This window comes from Pseudonocardia sp. Cha107L01 (assembly GCF_052566575.1).
The window spans coordinates 4073417-4089317 of record NZ_CP199579.1 but is presented as its reverse complement, the minus strand read 5'-3'; the positions used below and the strand labels follow the sequence as shown (position 1 = coordinate 4089317).

The window sequence follows — 15901 nt, the reverse complement described above, 5'->3', positions numbered from 1 at the left end:
CGGCCCGTGCAGGCTGTTCGTGCGCTTCACGGTCGCGGCTCCTGTTCGATGTGGGTGACGGCGCCGGCGGTGGCCACATGCGTGCCGGTCTCGGTGGTGACGCCGGCCCGGTCCCGGTAGCCCGCGACGTAGTTGAGCAGCGCAGGCCCACGCGGACGTCGGCCGGGCTGGATGTCGCAGGTCGCGACCTTGCTCTCCTGTATGAGTACGTTCGAGTCGAGGGCCACGCCGAGCAGGTCGTTGAACGCGTCCCCGGTCACCAGCCCGACACCTCCCCAGTGGTAGGGCAGCCAGATCTGGTGCACGGTCCGGCCCTGGACTCGCAGCGGAGCCATCCGGTCGGTGACCACCACCCGGGCTTCAACCGCGGTTCGAGTGGTGACGACGTGCGCCCAGCCGAGATGGGACAGCCCACGCTCGGCGGCGAGCTCAGGGGAAACGTCGACGGTCAGCGCGGGTTGCAGTTCCGCGAGGTAAGGCAACGACCTGCTCATGCCGCCGGCGGTGTGGTGCTCGGTGAGCCGGGACGAGGTGAGCACATAGGGAAAGATCTCGGAGTGCGCCTCCGGCGGGGACGGGTTGGAGGGGTTGTCCTGCCGTCGGTAGACCGTGCGGGTCGGGTTGCCCTGTTGGGTATAGAGCAGGTTGCGCACCGGCGACTCGTGCGGCTCATAGTGCGTGGGCATCGGGCCGTCGACCAGCCCCCGGGGCGCGAAGAGCCAACCCTTGCCGTCGGCCTGCATGATGAACGGGTCGTCGCCACGTAGCGCCCGCGGGCCAACGGACCCGTCAGGAGGCAGGTAGGTCGGCGGTTTGTCCCGTTCGAAGTCCGGGACGTCGTGGCCGGTCCATTCGCCCCGTTCCGGGTCCCACCAGACCAGCGCCTTGCGTTCGCTCCAGGGGCGCCCTTGCGGATCGGCGGAGGCCCGGTTGTAAAGGATCCGCCGATTGGCCGGCCATGCCCACCCCCACCCGAGGGCGGTCTGATCCCGCTCATCGCGCGGGGCACGCCGCGCCGCCCGGTTGACCCCGCCGGCGTAGACGCCGCTGTAGATCCAGCAGCCGCACGACGTGGTCCCGTCCGCCTTGAGGTCGTGGTAGCCGTCGACCAGCCGGCCGCTGGTCAGGTCGTGTCCGTTGATGTGCCCCAGGACGTCCGCGGCGGATGGCTCGTCGCCGTACACCTCGTAGTTCCAGGCCAGGTCCAGCAGCGGCCGGTCCCGATCATCGCTCGACCCGGCAAGCCGCTCCCTAAGCTGACGGCGCAGGTGATAGAAGAACCACAGGTCTGAGCGTTGATCGCCGGTGGGCTCCACCGCCTTGTCCCGCCATTGCAGCATCCGCTGGGTCTGGGTGAACGAGCCGTCCTTCTCCACGTGAGAGGCCGCCGGGAAGAAGAACACCTCCGTGCGGCACCGCTCGGCGACGATCTCACCGGTCTCGATCTCCGGTGAGTCTTCCAGAACGAGGCACTCTCGATCATGGTGAGGTCGCGGACCACCAGCCAGTCCAGGTTGGCCATCCCCAGGCGCTGCAGTCGGCCGTGCGCCGAGCCGACGGCCGGATTCTGGCCGAGCAGGAAATAGCCGAAGACCTTCCCGTCGATCATGTCCATGACCGTGCGGTAGGTGCCATGGTCTCCGTTGATCCGGGGCAGGTAGTCGAAGCAGAAGTCGTTCTCCGGCGTGGCCCTCTCGCCCCAATACTCCTTGAGCAGCGACACCATGTAGGTGTCGGCGTGACACCAGAAGCCCTTCTGGTTGTCGCCGCAGATGCTCTTCAGGTAGCTCCGCAGGTCCGGGTGAGCGTCAGCGGGAAGGCATCGCGAGATAGCCGGGAAGCAGGTTCAACAGCGTCGGGATATCGGTGGAGCCCTGGATGCTCGCGTGGCCGCGCAGCGCCAGGATGCCGCCACCGGGACGGCCGACGTTGCCCAGCAGCAGCTGGATGATCGACCCCGCGCGGATGTACTGCGCCCCGACGCTTTGCTGGGTCCACCCGACGCTGTCGGCCAGCGCCGCCCGTGCGATCCCGCCCGGAATTGGCGGTCCAAGCTTCACACACTTCGAGGAACTGCTCCCGAGGGGTGCCACACACCTGCTCGATCATGTCCGGGGTGTACCGGGCAAAGTGCCGCTCGAGGACCTGGTAGACGCATCGCGGGTGCCGCAACGTCGGATCCGAGGCGATGTCCCCAACTACACCATCCAGTCTCGGACCACCCGCACCGTGCGCGTCCCCTCGTGCATGCAGCGTGGCCGTGTCGATCGGGCCTGCCCCCAGGTAGCGCCAGGTCGTGGGGTCATAGGTCGCGGAGTCCGCGTCGTAGCCGCTGAACAGCCCGTCGAGATCCTCGGTGTCGAGGAAATCCTCGCGGAGCAGGAACGAAGCGTTGGTGTAGGCGAGTACGTACTCGCGGAAGTCCAACTCGTTGCTCAGGATGTAGTTGATCACCCCGCCGAGGAAGGCGAGGTCGCTGCCGGCGCGCAGCGGCACGTGCGCGTCGGCCACCGCGCTGGTCCGGGTGAACCGCGGGTCGACGTGGAAGACCCGAGCCCCTCGGGCTTTGGCCTCCATCACCCACTGGAACCCCACCGGGTGCGCCTCGGCCATGTTCGAGCCCATGATCACGATGCAATCGGAGTTAATCAGATCCTGTTGGTAGCCAGTGGCGCGGCCGCGCCCGAAGGAGGCTCCCAGACCGGGAACCGTGGCGGAGTGTCAAATACGGGCCTGGTTCTCGATCTGGATCGCCCCCAAAGCCGTGAACAGCTTCTTGATCAGGTAATTCTCTTCGTTGTCGAGTGTTGCTCCGCCCAGGCTGGCGATGCCCATCGTGCGGCCGAGGCGGTGGCCTTGGTCGTCGCGGTCCTGCCAGCCTTTGGCTCTGGCATCCAGCACCCGGTCGACGACCATGTCCATGGCAGTGTCCAGCTCGAGCTCGCTCCAGTCTGTGGCATAAGGGGCGCGATAGCGCACCTTCCGCTCCCGCTGCGGGCCGGTGACCAGTTGCTAGCTCGCCGATCCCTTCGGACACAGTCGCCCCCGCGAGATCGGGCTGTCGGGGTTGCCCTCGATCTGGACGACCTCTTCATCGGTGACGTACACGTTCTGCACGCAGCCGACGGCGCAATACGGACAGACGGACTTGACGATCCGGTCCGCGGTGGCGATCCGCGGCCGCAGGGCGGTCGACTGGGGTGACTCCGCGGCCGCACCCCGGCCAAGCGAGTCGGCTCCGGTGAGTTGACGATAGACAGGCCACGATCCGAGCCACCGACGCACACCCACGTGCTTCTCCATCCTCGAGGCGGATATCGGCCCGCCAGCCCCATGCCCGTACCGACCTCATCACGGGGTGGCAGGCATCACGACCGCCCTGCACGTCAGGTGACCTCAACGGACCAGCGGCGCCATCGATCATCGGCAGTCGCCGCGCGGGTGCGGGCATGCGGACCGGCAAGGCAAAGCCCGCTCCGCATGCCCTTTCCAGGAGGGGGGCCTGGACGCTTCCTACGATGCTCTCCCTGCAGCCGGGAGGCAGCGGTTGCCCTCGGCAACAAGGTCGAGGCGGCATTTGCCGTGGGCCGGCAGCATCGAGCTTTCGGGCACGGCTGGTGTCAGGCACCGAACCCCGCATGGCAAATTATATCGTGATACGATACGCCTGTGCCGCCCGGCACTCGGATATGACGGGTTGAGGCCACCGCGAGGAGGCGTGTCGTGCACAGTCAGCACGAGTGCAAGGGCCTGGAGGGCGATCTCATCGTCGGTTCGCGGGGTCGGGGACACAGCCGAGGGACCGTGCTCGACTCAGTTCGCCAGGCCGTCCTGCGCCACGCTCACGTTCCGATCGCGATCGTCCATCACCGCCGAGGAACGACCGCAAAGCCACCCGCAGGCGCATACCACCTGGTTGCCTCGTGAACAGCTCTGCCCTCCCAAACCGCGCGAGTCTGCACGGGGTCGGTCCTACCGGATCGGTCGACGACCGAACCTCAGCCAGGAGGCGAGGCAACCACGCCGGGGCAGGTCCGGTGTCAGGGGCGACTCGATGCCAGCAAAGCGGAGCAGTAGCCGTGACCGGCACCAGCGACGGGTACCAGACACGGACATCAGCCGGGACGATAAGCGTTCACACCGCGTGGCTGAACGAGGTGGCCGAGTCCGCCAGCCGAGATGCCGGCGGAGTCCCTGTGGAACTGCTCGGGGACTACCTGCCGTTATTGGCAGAGGCTGCGACCTCAGGGCGTACGCCATTCCCCGCCGAGCTCGAGGCCGTGGGCCTGCTGGGCAGGCGGGCCGCTGAGCTGGGCGTATCGGCGGGCACCGCGGTCCAGCTGTATCTGTCCGCGGCCCGGCGGCTGTGGCAACAGCTCCCCATGGTGATCCGCTCGCGCGACAATGAGGCAGTGCGGGTCGCCGCCGCGGCGGTCCTCCGCGTGGTCGATGAGGCGGTTGCGAGCCTGGCCGAGGGATACACCGAGGCCCGCCGGCAGATGGTCCGGTGGGAAGAAACGCTCCGCCACGAGTTCATCGAGGATCTGCTGCGCGGCGACGCCGATGTCGGCAGGCTCGTGGAACGCGCCGAACCCTTCGGACTGGACATGGCCCTCCCCCACCAGGTCGCACTCGCCGCGCCAACCGGCCGACTCGACGACGCCACACCGGCGATCGCCGCTCTGGAACGCGCCATCGTGCATCGGGTCGGTGACCGTGACGTACTGGTAGCGACCAAGGACGGGCGGATCGTCGTCGTGGCACCTGCCGACATTGACCTGCCCGGACCGCCGAAGAGACTCGGCGATCTCATGCTCACTGAGCTCAGCCGCTCGACCCGTGGGCAGCCATGGCGGGTCACCGTCGGGCGGCCGTACCCGGGCTCCTACGGGATCGCGCGCTCCTATGAGGAGGCACGCGAGGGATTGACGATGGCGGTGCGGCTGCACCTGGACACCCCAGTGATCCATGCCGAGCACCTGCTGATCTACCGCGTGCTCCTGCGCGATCAGCCCGCCATCACCGACCTCGTCCACTCGGTACTGGGCAGACTTGCCAATGTCCGCGGCGGGGCCGAACCGCTCCTCAAAACCCTCGACGCCTACTTCGCCACCGGGAGCGTCACCACCGAGACCGCGCGCCGACTCCACCTGTCCGTCCGTGCGGTCACCTACCGCCTCGACCGGATCAAAACACTCACCGGACACGACCCCACCGACCCCGCGCAGCGCTTCACCATCAACGCCGCGGTGCTCGGCGCGAAGCTCCTGGGCTGGCCGGAAGTGGTGGCTGCACCAGGCGAGCGTGCTGGCGCAGAGTGGTCTGATCAGGAGCGGCGATCAACACGATTACCTCCTCCCAAGTCCCACGACGACACAAGGCACCGCGGCCCGCACGAGTCGCCGGTCTCGAAGTCCCCGGGGGTCAGCCGATAGACACCCCCGCGCCGTGCCCGACATGCCGATTCCCGAGAGCGAATGCCGGTGAGGCCGGCTCTGGGGTCTGCAGCGCATCTGCGATCGGGCGCGCCATAAGCAGTTCACGCTGCCAATGATCGCGTTGATTCCGGATTGGGTCGGAGGGCGGAGGCTGGCCGCATGTCAGCTGCCGCTTGTGGTCAGTTTCTCGCGCTTGGCGGTGATGCTGGCCAAAAGGTTCACCCACGACTTCTCAAACGACGCTGCTCCGCGCCGCTGCAACTGCCCGGCCAGGGCTTGCGGGTCAATACCGATCTCGGTGTAGGTCCTCAGGGTCCGTTCGGCATCTCCCCCGTCGGGGGCCATCAAGTCGGCTACATGTCCGTGGTCCGCGAAAGCCAGCAAGGTCGCCTCCGGCATAGTGTTAATGGTGAATGGGGCAGCCAGGGCCTCGATGTACAACACATCAGCCGCGTCGGGATTCTTGGTTGAGGTGCTGGCCCACAGCAGCCGTTGTGGTCGGGCCCCTTCGTTCGCCAGGCGTCCCCAGCGAGGCGAGTCGAGCAGTTCCCGATAGGCGCGATAGGTCTGCCCGGCTGCCGCAATGCCCAGACGGTCACGAAGCTCACCGGGCACTCGGTCAGCGACCGCAGTGTCCCATCGGCTCACGAAGACTGAGCCCACCGACGCCACAGCGGGGTTCAGCCCGGCTCGCACTCGCCGCTCAATGCCCCGCAGGTAGGCCTGTGCCGCTTCTTGGTATTGCTTGGCCGAGAACAACAACGTTACATTAATGGGCACCCCGGAAGAAATGCACTCTTCGATAGCGGGCAGACTCTCAGGGGTGCCGGGAATCTTGATAAACACGTTGGACCGGTTCGCCTGGGCGTGAAGCGCCTGAGCCTGGGCGATGGTGGCCTGTGCGTCGCGGGCCAGCAGGGGCGAGACCTCCAGCGACACCCACCCGTCGATGCCGTTACTGCGGCGGTGTGTCGGCGCGAACAAGTCGGCCGCTCGCCGCAGATCGCTCAAGGCCAGCTCGAAGAACACCTTCTCCTCATTGCCGCTCGCCGCTGGGGCGGTGGCAATGTCAGTGTCGTAGTCAGAGCTGCCCTCAATGGCCTTGTGGAAGATCGTGGGATTGGACGTCAGCCCAGATACCGAGAGTTCGCTGATGTAGCGGGCGAGGGTGCCCCGCTCGAGCAGGCCACGGGTGATGTTGTCCAGCCACAGGCTCTGGCCCACCTCGTGCAGGCGCTGGGTCGGTTTCATCGCTTCTCCTTAAGAGATTGTCCGGCGTTGTTGTCGACACGGATGATCAGCTCCAGCGTGACCGCGACCCCACCAGAATCAGTGAGAGTCCGGCCGCTTCGGCTATCAGCGGCAGCACACTGAGCACGCCGGTGATCCACATCAGCGCCACAAGTGTCGAGCGACGTCGATCGCTCGGTTTGCGACGCGCGCCTGGTCGCGCTGGCGCCGGATGTTGAGGGGCTGTCGGATTGTGGATCATCGGCCCGCGACTGTCGCCGGAACTGCTCCAACGTCGCGGCCGCGGTCGCTGAGCACGACACACCTCCTGGGTCCTTCACAGGCCGGGCACCTCCTCGACGGTTGTGTCAGCCTGTCTTTCTATCGTAACACGATATAACTGAGTCAGGTCGGCCCTCACGCTCAGAGGATGGATGGGAGCCAGCGGGGACTTGGAGCGCCTCGGACCAGATGACCGGCCGGGCTTGGTGAGGAGCTGATCGGACTGCGCCAGTTGGGACAAGACCCGCGCCCCGGGAACGACGGCGACCTCCGCGGCGTCCTCACGTGACTTGTCCGGCGTCAGAAGCGGTGCGGGAAATCCAGGCGCCAGCACCGGAGAGCGCGAGGGACTCGTGGCGCGGGCGGGAGTCTTCAAAGACCGTCCAGCGTCGCGGTGACACTCCTCGCGACGGTGGCGCACATCCCGCGCAGCGACGTGCACAGGTGTTCGGCCTCGATCACCTCTCCGACACCCTGGAGCCGGTCGGCGATCTGCTCGGTCAGCCGTTCCTGAACCTGCAGGTCGCGCACGATCACCTCCACCGCGCCAGCTTCGACAGTCCAAGAATGCGACCCGCGCAAACTTCCGCAACCACTCATCTATATCGCAATACGATAGACTGGGTGCATGGTCGGGCCGAGTGGTGCTAGTGGTGTCGTATCTCCCATGGCGAGGGAGGAGGACGACGCTGCACCGGCGCCGTTGACGAAGCAGGATTTCGAGGCACTGGCCCAATTCCGATTTGGTATCCGTCGCTACCTGCGCTTCAGCGAGGAGACCGTGCGCGAGGCCGGGTTGACCCCTCAGCAGTACCAGTTGCTGCTAGCGCTCAAGGGATTCCCCGGCCGGGAGTGGGCGACCATACGAGAGCTCGCCGACCGGCTGCAGTTGCGCCATCACAGCGTCGTTGAACTCATCAACCGGGCACAGGGCCAGGGGCTCGTTGCGCGAACCGCGGATCCGCGCGATGGCAGGGTGGTGCGGGCGCTGTTGACCACAACGGGCGATCAGGTCTTGGGGCGACTGAGCGCGCTGCATCGCGGTCAGCTGGGTCGCATGGGGACAGCCCTTGCTGTCCCGACCTGGAGCGAGGTGCACCCGAACGGACGCGAGAACCGGACTTGAGGAGGCCGGTGTTCATCACGATCTCGGGTCCTCATCGGGCTGCTGCTCGGGCCAGGCGTGTTCGGCCACCTCAGTGGGAGATCACGCGGTGGAAGTGCGCGACCACGAAGTAGGTGTGTTAACCGCCCACTTTCGATGACCGCGCTGACCGCGGCAACCACGGTTTGCGCCGACGCTGGGCACGACTGGACGCCTGCGGCAAATGCTCGATTCTCCAGACGCGTGTCAACGGCAGCCGAAAACTGACCCCCTGACGGCATGCCGCGCGGGGGTCAGTTTTCACGTGCCGTCGACAACGCGAATGTCCCCCATGAACTTCCGGCCATGCGGCCTTATCCCGCCGTATCAGTCTGACCGCGCATCGACACGACACTCTCTTTCGCATCGGTGAGAGCGCTGCCCAGTGAGGAGTCTGGCGGATCTCGATGTCGGGTAGGCATCCTGTTCACGCTCTGCAGTAACAACATTTTGAAAAACGGGAGTGCAGACTGCCGGACCCTCGCAAGGTCGGAGCCCTTAAGTTGGCTCAACACTAGCAAGGCGCGGCCGACGATATGGGGGCAAACTGGAGGACATCAAGCACGTTCTGCCGGCTTGGCCCCGCGCCTACCGCGACCGACATTGGTGCGCGCGCGAGGAAGAGGAGTTTCAGTGTCCAACCGCGTCGTCTTTGCCCATCAGCGTGAACGTGGCATGAGACTGCGTTGTGCCAGCTCCCAGACGTTGTCCAGCTCCCAGAATTGGGAAGCACCCACGAACCAATCCGCCGTCGAGATCGTCGTCGAAGCCTTGCCTCCCGACGACGATGTGGACCTTTACCACAAGCTGGGCGAGAGGGCGTTCCCTGCAAGCCTATGGCCAACTCCTGCTGGCGGCGGCACCGCACCTCTCGGTTGCCAGCTACGAGCGCGAAAACCGTTTGCTCGCACTCTGATCAGGGAATTTCGATGAAGCGAATCGGAATAGTGATGGGGGTCAACGACCTCCATCAAGTGGCGATGCATCGAAGCTATGTCGATTGTGTCCTAGCCGCGGGCGGATGCCCAGTGCTTGTCCCCGCCGTCGGGGGCGCAGCCGGCCGGTTGGAGTCAACGATGTCGGGCATTGACGGCGTCCTGCTGGTGGGCGGCGGCGACATCGATCCCTCAATGTATGGCCAGAAGCAGGTAGCCAGCTTGGAGGATTTGGACCCCGAGCGCGACGAGGTCGAGATGGCGATCCTCCAGCGCGCGAGGAGACGGGGTATCCGGGTACTGGCGATCTGCCGTGGGGCGCAGCTCATCGCTGTGTCCCACGGCGGCTCCCTCATTCAGGATTTGCCCGCGGCGGGTTACTTTGGGCACCACGCGCAGGGCGTCGCAGATGGATACGCGGCTGCCGGTCACTCGCTGACTACCAAGGAGGGCTCGCTCGCGCGACGAATTCTGGGCGCCAACATTGCCGTCAACTCCCATCACCACCAGGGAATCGTCGAGGTCGGTCGTGGCATCGAGGCCTCTGGTTGGAGCGACGACGGTCTGGTCGAGGTAATCGAAGGCGAAGGACTCCTCGGGGTCCAATGGCACCCCGAGCGAATGGCCGGAAACGGGGAGGAACGTCAGGCAGCACTCTTTGAGTGGCTCACGGGAGAGTAGCCATCAACGTGCCGACCGCACGTTCCTCCAAACTTGGTGACTACCGCATCGAGCCGCCGGTCGGAAAGTGGAGGACGTGGCGTGTCATCGGGGCCTGCGACTGGGCGTAACGCGACAGGTCTTCGCCACGGTGAGCAGCACCGCCGCGTCCTCTTGCGCGGTCAAGCTGTGGCGGGGTTGGGGAATGATCAGCAGGTCACCCGGGGATCCATCCCAGGACGCCTCCGCTGTGGCGAGCCGAACCCGTCCGTGCAGCACGTGCAAAGTCGCCTCCCCGGGATTGTCATGCTCATCCAGCACCTGACCGCCGACCATCGCGATCACCGTCTGGCGGAGCACCCGTTCATGCCCGCCGAACACGGTCTTCGCGCTTCGCCCGGTCGAGGCCGAGTGCGCAGCCAGTAATTGTTCCCGCATCAGGGCTGTCAACGACATCTTCTGCATCCCACACACCTTCCCAACGAGCACCGCGATCCAGGCGTGGCCACTGTTGCTGGCAACGGAGCCATGGAGGCGCGCCAATGCTGACTGGCTGACCCCACCACTCATGGGGGCGTCACCGCAGCGCGATGCACCCACACGACCTCCACGAACTGGTCGCGCGCCACCCGCCCTGGCTGACATCGAGTGGCCGATGGCCCGTCGTCGAGTGTGATGCTGACAGGCTGGTGGCGCCTCGATCCATCCGATGGTTCGACTGCAACGGATGCAGGTCTGAGTCATCCCTCGGTCGTGTCGGCCGGCCGGATCGTGCACAGACTGGGGCGGCTCCTCCCGAATGGGGCTCACGAGCCGGGGCAACAGCTGGCCGCCGCGGCGCCGGTGCGGAAGGCCGGCTGGGCGCATCGGCATCACCGGCTCATCGGACAGCCGCGGGGAAGGCGGTGTCGAACCACCTGCCGTGTTCGCGCAGCAGATCAATGTTGGGGCGAGCGCCCGAGCTGAGACCGGCCTGTCCGGGGAGGTGTTCAGGTCCGTCGTCTCGCCGCGTCCGTTCATCGCGGTGAAGGCTGGTGGTGTCGTTCGATGAGTTCGGGCCTGACCCGTCGCAGTTCGGTGGCCGGGAACGGTGCGAGCAGGTCCCAGGCGAGATCGAGGGTCTCTTCGATCGAGCGCCGCCGCTCACCCTGGCCGACGAAGCGCTGTTCGAACTGATCGACGAAGGTCAGGATGCGGCGGTCGTCGTCGGATAGGGCTTGTTCGCCCACGATCGAGATGAGGCGGCGAAGCTCCTGCCCGCGGCCGAGGAAGGCGGAGAGCTGGTCCGCAACGCCTCGATGGTCCTCACGGGTGCTCCCGGCGCCGATCCCGGCGTTCATGAGGCGGCTGAGGGAGGGCAGCACGTCGATCGGTGGTGAGATCCCGCGCCGGTCGAGTTCTCGGGACAACACGATCTGGCCCTCGGTGATATAGCCGGTGATGTCTGGGATCGGGTGCGTTACGTCGTCGTCGGGCATCGAGAGAACCGGTAGCTGCGTGACGGTGCCGGGGCGGCCGTGGATGCGCCCGGCGCGTTCGAAGAGCGATGCAAGGTCGGAGTACATGTAGCCGGGGTAGCCGCGTCGGCCGGGCACCTCGTCGCGGGCAGCAGCCGCCTCGCGCAGCGCCTCACAGTAGTTGGTCATGTCGACGAGTACGACGAGGACGTGGAGGCCGAGTTCGAAGGCCAGGTACTCCGCGGCGGTCAAGGCGGCGCGGGGGCAGATGAGCCGTTCCGCCGCGGGTTCGTCGGCACGGTTCACAAAGACGATGGATCGTTCGAGCGCGGCTCCTTCGGCGAAGCGGCTGCGGACGAAGGCGGCCTCCCGATCGGTCACGCCGATCGCGGCGAAGACGACGACGAAGCCGTCATCTGACCCACACACGCGCGCCGTGTGCGCGATCCGGGTGGCGAGTTCGAGGCCGGGCAGGCCGTATCCGGAGAAGACCGGAAGCTTCTGGCCTCGCACCAGGGTGTGCAGGCCGTCGATCGCCGAGAGACCGGTTTCGATGAACTCGGCCGGGTAGGCGCGTGCGACCGGGTTGACCGGGTGTCCGTTGAGGTCGCGCTGCGCGGCGGGTAGAACCGGGGGTCCGCCGTCGATGGGCCGGCCCATGCCATCGAGGACTCTGCCGACAAGGTCGTGCCCGACCGCCAGCTGCGCGGACCGCGCCCGGACAAGCACGGCGGTCGAAGTGATGTCGAGCCCGCGGGTACCGCCGAGGACTTGGACGACCATCCGGTCGCCCGCGATCTCGAGTACCTGGCCTCGGCGCAGCTCCCCTGTGGGCGTCACGATGTCGACGAGTTCGTCGTAGGCGACCTGTTCTGCGTGTTCGGCAACCAGCAGCGGGCCCGAGACGTAGGCCACGGTGCGGTGCTCGGCGGTGTACAGCTGCGTCATCCCAGGTTCTCCAGTTCGGTCTCGATACGCTCCACTAGGGTTCTGGCGTGCTGCTCGGCCTCGGCCGCCACCCAGAACCGCATTTGGGCGAGCGCCGTCACCGACGGCGAGGCGGTGGCGTTCTCGACCGGCGCACCCCGATCCACCGCCGCCCTCATCGCCGCGTCGGCTGCTCGGATCGCCCTGAGCATCGCGACCTGCTTGGGCGGGCTGCAGTAGGCGTCCTGCTCGTCGAACGCCGACTGTTGCAGGAAGTCCTCGCGCAGGAGGCGCCCTGTTCGGAGCAGGACACGCTCGGGCGGGGCGAGCGTGTCGGCGCCCACGAGCTGCACCACTTCGAGGAGCTGGGCGTCGCGTTGGAGCAGCTGACTCGCCCAGGCACGGTGTTCCTCCCAGTCATGGGCGATCTCGCGCTCGAACCAGGTCGTGAGGTCATAGAGCGTGTAGCTGCGGTTCCAGTCGATCGCCGGGAAGTGCCGTGCCCTGGCCAGCGACGTCTCGAGCGCCCAGAACGTGCCCGCCAGCCGAAGGGAGTGCTGGGTGATCGGCTCGGAGAAGTCCCCACCCGCGGGCGACACGGCGCCGATGATGGTCACTGAGCCCTCGCGTCCTTGCGAGCCGGCGCAGCGAACCGCGGCGCCGCGCTCGTAGAACTCGGCCAACCTCGACGACAGGTACGCCGGGTACCCCTCCTCGGCGGGCATCTCCTCCAGCCGGCTGGAGATTTCGCGCAGCGCTTCGCCCCAGCGGCTTGTCGAATCGGCCATCAGGGCGACGTGGTAGCCCTGGTCACGGAAATACTCCGCGACGGTGGCTCCGGTGTAGATCGACGCCTCCCGCGCGGCGACCGGCATGTTCGAGGTGTTCGCGATCAGGATGGTGCGTTCCATCAGCGATGCCCCGGTGCGCGGGTCGGTCAGTTGGGGGAACTCCTGCAGCACTTCGGCGAGTTCGTTGCCGCGCTCACCGCAGCCGACGTACACGACGACGTCGGCGTGCGACCATTTCGCCAAGGATTGCTGCAGAACCGTCTTGCCGGTTCCGAAGCCGCCGGGGATCGTCGCGGCACCTCCACGGGCTATCGGGAAGAGAACGTCGATCGCCCGCTGGCCGGTGATGAGTGGAGTCGATGCGACGAGCCGGGCGGCGATGGGCCGTGGATCGCGTACCGGCCATCGGCTCAGCATGGTGACCGGTATGTCATCGATCCACGCAACCGGGTCCTCCAGCTTGCGCGGTCCGGAGCTGACGTTCGTCACCACCCCGGAGATGTGCGGTGGGACGAGCACCCGATGCTGTAGCGCCGTCGTCTCGGCGACCACTCCGAGGATGTCCCCGGCGATCACGGAGTCACCCGGGGCGACGCGCGCCTCGAAGGTCCAGGTACGGCCACGATCGAGTGCTGGCAGGTCGGCTCCCCGTGCGAGCAGCGGTTTTCCGAACGGATCGTCCCCGACACGGGCGAGTACCTCCAACGGACGCTGGGTGCCGTCGAAGATGCGGCCGAGCAGCCCGGGTCCGAGCTCGACCTCCAACGGTCGGCCGGTATCCAGTACCGGCTCACCGACGCGCAGTCCGCTGGTGTTCTCGTAGACCTGGATCGTGGCCAGCTCGCCGTCGAGCCGGATGACCTCGCCGGGGAGTGCCTCCCGCCCGACGCGCACCACGTTGTACAGGCGCACCCGGTCGAGGCCACGCGCGACCACGACCGGCCCGGCGATGCGCCAGATCTCGCCGGGCGTGGCGCCGTGGCGGTTTCCGACCTGTTCGTCGAGGGCCGTGGTGACCGTCATTTGGCCGTCCTTTCGTCGCCGAACGTGATCTCGTAGCCGATCGCCTGACGCAGCAGTTCCAGCAGTCGCTGTCTGCGGTCTCCGACCTGTTCGGCGGCTGTGCCCGCCGGCAGCGCCACGACGAGCGGGGCGCGGAGCGAGTCGAGCCGGCGCCGCAGCGGCAGCGGCAGCGCGGTGAAGTACGGGGCGTGGACCGCGATGACTCCGTCCTCGTTGTCCAGCAGTTCCTCGAGGGTCGCCTGAGTCTGCGCCGTCGAGTTGACCTCGACGGTGGTGGCGCCGGCGAGGCGGTAGCCGACTGCCAGCTCTCGCGTCGTCAGCACCAGGAGGCGGCTCATGCTCGCCCGTCCGGCCAGATCAGCTCGGCACGAACGATCTCGGGCGGGATGCCCCTCACGGCCGCCTCGCCGAGCAGGCGCAGGTTCCGCGCTTCGACCTGTGTGGCAGTCGTGAAGGCGAGCGGAACGTCGATCGCGAGTGGATCCCCGATGACGAACAGCGCGGTCGCGTCGGCGACAGCTTGTCGCTCGAAGTTCCGCTGAAGGGCGTTGAGGTCGCCGGTGCTCGTCCACTGTTCGAGCCCGGTCTGCCAGATCCCGCCGGCCAGTCTCCCGACCGCGGCGACGATCGCGGATGGCGCAGCCTGCACGATCATCGCTAGTGCGGTGGGTGGGATGGTGCCGCCGACCAGCGCGGTGTCCGCCTGCGGCGGGGTGTCCTCGGCGCCGGATGCGATGGCATCTCGCAGGCGCAGCGCGACGAGCAGGTTGTGCTCGTCGGTCTCCCGCTGTCTGGATCGCAGCAGGGTCGCACCGTCCGGCCCGGCTGAGCCGAGCCTGTCAGCGAGGCGTGCGGCGTCCTCGGCGAGGACCGCCCGCTCGAGTGCGGGCAGATCGTCGGTGCGTTCGTACTCGCTGAACGCCGCCCGCAGCGCGCCGGCCTGCTCCCGGTCGGGCATCGACCGGGCGAGAAGGTCGACGACGCCGGCGAGTTCATGCGGGCGCATGATCTCGCGGGCGAGCGGCTCGAGGAGCCAGCCCATCGGTGTGAGCGCAGCCAGCGCGTCCTCAACCGAGGTGTCCGGGCGTGATCGCGCGCGCAGCACGGAGATGACGTTCTGCAGGTCGAAACGTGAGAGCAGGGCATCGACCAGCGACCGAGCGCGCCCGGAGTAGAAGGAGCGCATCTCCTCCAACGAGCCAGCCAGTTCGGAGCGCACCGTCAGATGCAGGGCTTGGAGCCCGCCGAGGCGCCGAACCGCCTCGGGATGGGGCGTGTAGCGGGTGTCCTCCAGCGCGCGGAGCACACCTGCGATGTCCTCGCCGAGGAGGCGTTCGTAGGCTGCGACGCTCAGGAATGCCCTCCTGCGCGCGCGCACCCGCGTGTTGCCGTAGTCGAAGTCGGCGCGACGGATCCACCTCACGGGACACCCACCGGTGCCGGCCCTGTGCCGGTGTCCAGCCAGTGTGCGAACCGTCCACGCAGCAGCTGGTCGGCGTTGACGAGGCGCTCCTCGAGCGTGTTGCGGATGGTCCGACCGTCATCACCCGCGAGCTCCACGCCGCCCCAGCTGTCGAGAGTCGCATCCACCTGCAGGTCACCGGCCATCTCCGCCGCGAGGATTGCGTCGCGGTGATCGACGCGTAGCACCTGTCCCTGCGGCAGCGCGGCGCGGCTCTGACCGACGAGCGCTCGAAACACAGCCGGGTAGCCGTCGGATTCACGCAACGCGGCGAGCTCTTCGCGGATCCGGCCGAGCAGCGAGACGAACGCCTCCTCGCGGGCGACCCGAACGGTGTCGGCAGCCAGGAGGCGGGCCAGGGCGCGCTCTCGTTCCGCCTCCGCCGCCGCCCCCTCCGGCGCACCGGCGAGCTGTGCTTCGACGGCGGCCGCCTCCTGCTTGGCCGCCGCAACGATCGCGGCCGCAGCGGCGGATCTCTCCCGGTCGGCGAGAAGACGTTCCTCGTCGGCCTCTACTTCGATGGCGCGCAGCAGATCGTCGAGTGCCATGGCC

At 67.3% G+C, this 15901-nt stretch carries 12 protein-coding genes and 1 pseudogene; 4 read left to right on the top strand and 9 right to left on the bottom strand.

Annotated elements, in window-relative coordinates; all coding sequences use genetic code 11:
* Positions 1 to 26: 26 nt before the first annotated feature.
* Positions 27 to 3303, bottom strand: a pseudogene (fdh, locus tag ACTXG6_RS19205) (formate dehydrogenase).
* 420 nt (positions 3304 to 3723) lie between these two features.
* Here fdh and ACTXG6_RS19200 point away from each other — a divergent pair.
* Together ACTXG6_RS19200 and ACTXG6_RS19195 are read left to right on the top strand one after the other, a co-directional pair.
* Positions 3724 to 3927, top strand: coding sequence for a universal stress protein (locus ACTXG6_RS19200; RefSeq protein ID WP_445189183.1), 204 nt, complete (start codon positions 3724 to 3726; stop codon positions 3925 to 3927).
* 152 nt (positions 3928 to 4079) lie between these two features.
* Positions 4080 to 5435 carry a PucR family transcriptional regulator gene (locus tag ACTXG6_RS19195; protein ID WP_445189182.1) on the top strand — a complete coding sequence of 452 codons (1356 nt, stop codon included), beginning with the start codon at positions 4080 to 4082 and terminating at the stop codon, positions 5433 to 5435.
* 165 nt (positions 5436 to 5600) lie between these two features.
* Here ACTXG6_RS19195 and tal read toward each other — a convergent pair whose 3' ends face one another.
* Together tal and ACTXG6_RS19185 are read right to left on the bottom strand one after the other, a co-directional pair.
* A complete protein-coding gene (tal, locus tag ACTXG6_RS19190) occupies positions 5601 to 6689 on the bottom strand; it encodes a transaldolase (RefSeq protein ID WP_445189181.1) in 1089 nt (362 codons plus the stop codon).
* Between the two features lie 633 nt (positions 6690 to 7322).
* On the bottom strand, positions 7323 to 7493 hold the full coding sequence (locus ACTXG6_RS19185; protein ID WP_445189180.1) for a GTP cyclohydrolase I: 171 nt from the start codon (positions 7491 to 7493) through the stop codon (positions 7323 to 7325).
* A gap of 124 nt (positions 7494 to 7617) precedes the next feature.
* Here ACTXG6_RS19185 and ACTXG6_RS19180 point away from each other — a divergent pair, with 124 nt between their 5' ends.
* Together ACTXG6_RS19180 and ACTXG6_RS19175 are read left to right on the top strand one after the other, a co-directional pair.
* Complete coding sequence (locus ACTXG6_RS19180; RefSeq protein ID WP_445189179.1) at positions 7618 to 8076, top strand: MarR family winged helix-turn-helix transcriptional regulator; 459 nt, start codon at positions 7618 to 7620, stop codon at positions 8074 to 8076.
* Positions 8077 to 8930: 854 nt separating this feature from the next.
* A complete protein-coding gene (locus ACTXG6_RS19175) occupies positions 8931 to 9710 on the top strand; it encodes a gamma-glutamyl-gamma-aminobutyrate hydrolase family protein (protein ID WP_445189178.1) in 780 nt (259 codons plus the stop codon).
* An 84-nt stretch (positions 9711 to 9794) separates the two neighbouring features.
* On the opposite strand, the gene ACTXG6_RS19170 is transcribed toward ACTXG6_RS19175, so the two are convergent.
* The 6 genes from ACTXG6_RS19170 to ACTXG6_RS19145 all read right to left on the bottom strand — a co-directional run bounded on the left by ACTXG6_RS19170 (position 9795) and on the right by ACTXG6_RS19145 (position 15897).
* On the bottom strand, positions 9795 to 10154 hold the full coding sequence (locus ACTXG6_RS19170) for a cupin domain-containing protein (protein WP_445189177.1): 360 nt from the start codon (positions 10152 to 10154) through the stop codon (positions 9795 to 9797).
* A gap of 551 nt (positions 10155 to 10705) precedes the next feature.
* Entirely contained in the window at positions 10706 to 12094 is a 1389-nt protein-coding gene (locus ACTXG6_RS19165; RefSeq protein ID WP_445189176.1) for a V-type ATP synthase subunit B, read from the bottom strand.
* Positions 12091 to 13887, bottom strand: coding sequence for a V-type ATP synthase subunit A (locus ACTXG6_RS19160; protein WP_445189175.1), 1797 nt, complete (start codon positions 13885 to 13887; stop codon positions 12091 to 12093). Before ACTXG6_RS19160 ends, ACTXG6_RS19165 begins: the two co-directional genes overlap by 4 nt.
* Positions 13884 to 14225, bottom strand: coding sequence for a V-type ATP synthase subunit F (locus tag ACTXG6_RS19155; protein WP_445189174.1), 342 nt, complete (start codon positions 14223 to 14225; stop codon positions 13884 to 13886). The genes ACTXG6_RS19160 and ACTXG6_RS19155 overlap by 4 nt, the downstream gene beginning before the upstream one ends.
* Positions 14222 to 15310, bottom strand: a complete 1089-nt coding sequence (locus tag ACTXG6_RS19150; RefSeq protein ID WP_445189173.1) for a V-type ATPase subunit — start codon at positions 15308 to 15310, stop codon at positions 14222 to 14224. The genes ACTXG6_RS19155 and ACTXG6_RS19150 overlap by 4 nt, the downstream gene beginning before the upstream one ends.
* Positions 15307 to 15897 (bottom strand): hypothetical protein, encoded by a 591-nt coding sequence (locus tag ACTXG6_RS19145; RefSeq protein WP_445189172.1) that lies wholly within the window; start codon positions 15895 to 15897, stop codon positions 15307 to 15309. Before ACTXG6_RS19145 ends, ACTXG6_RS19150 begins: the two co-directional genes overlap by 4 nt.
* Between the last annotated feature and the right edge of the window lie 4 nt (positions 15898 to 15901).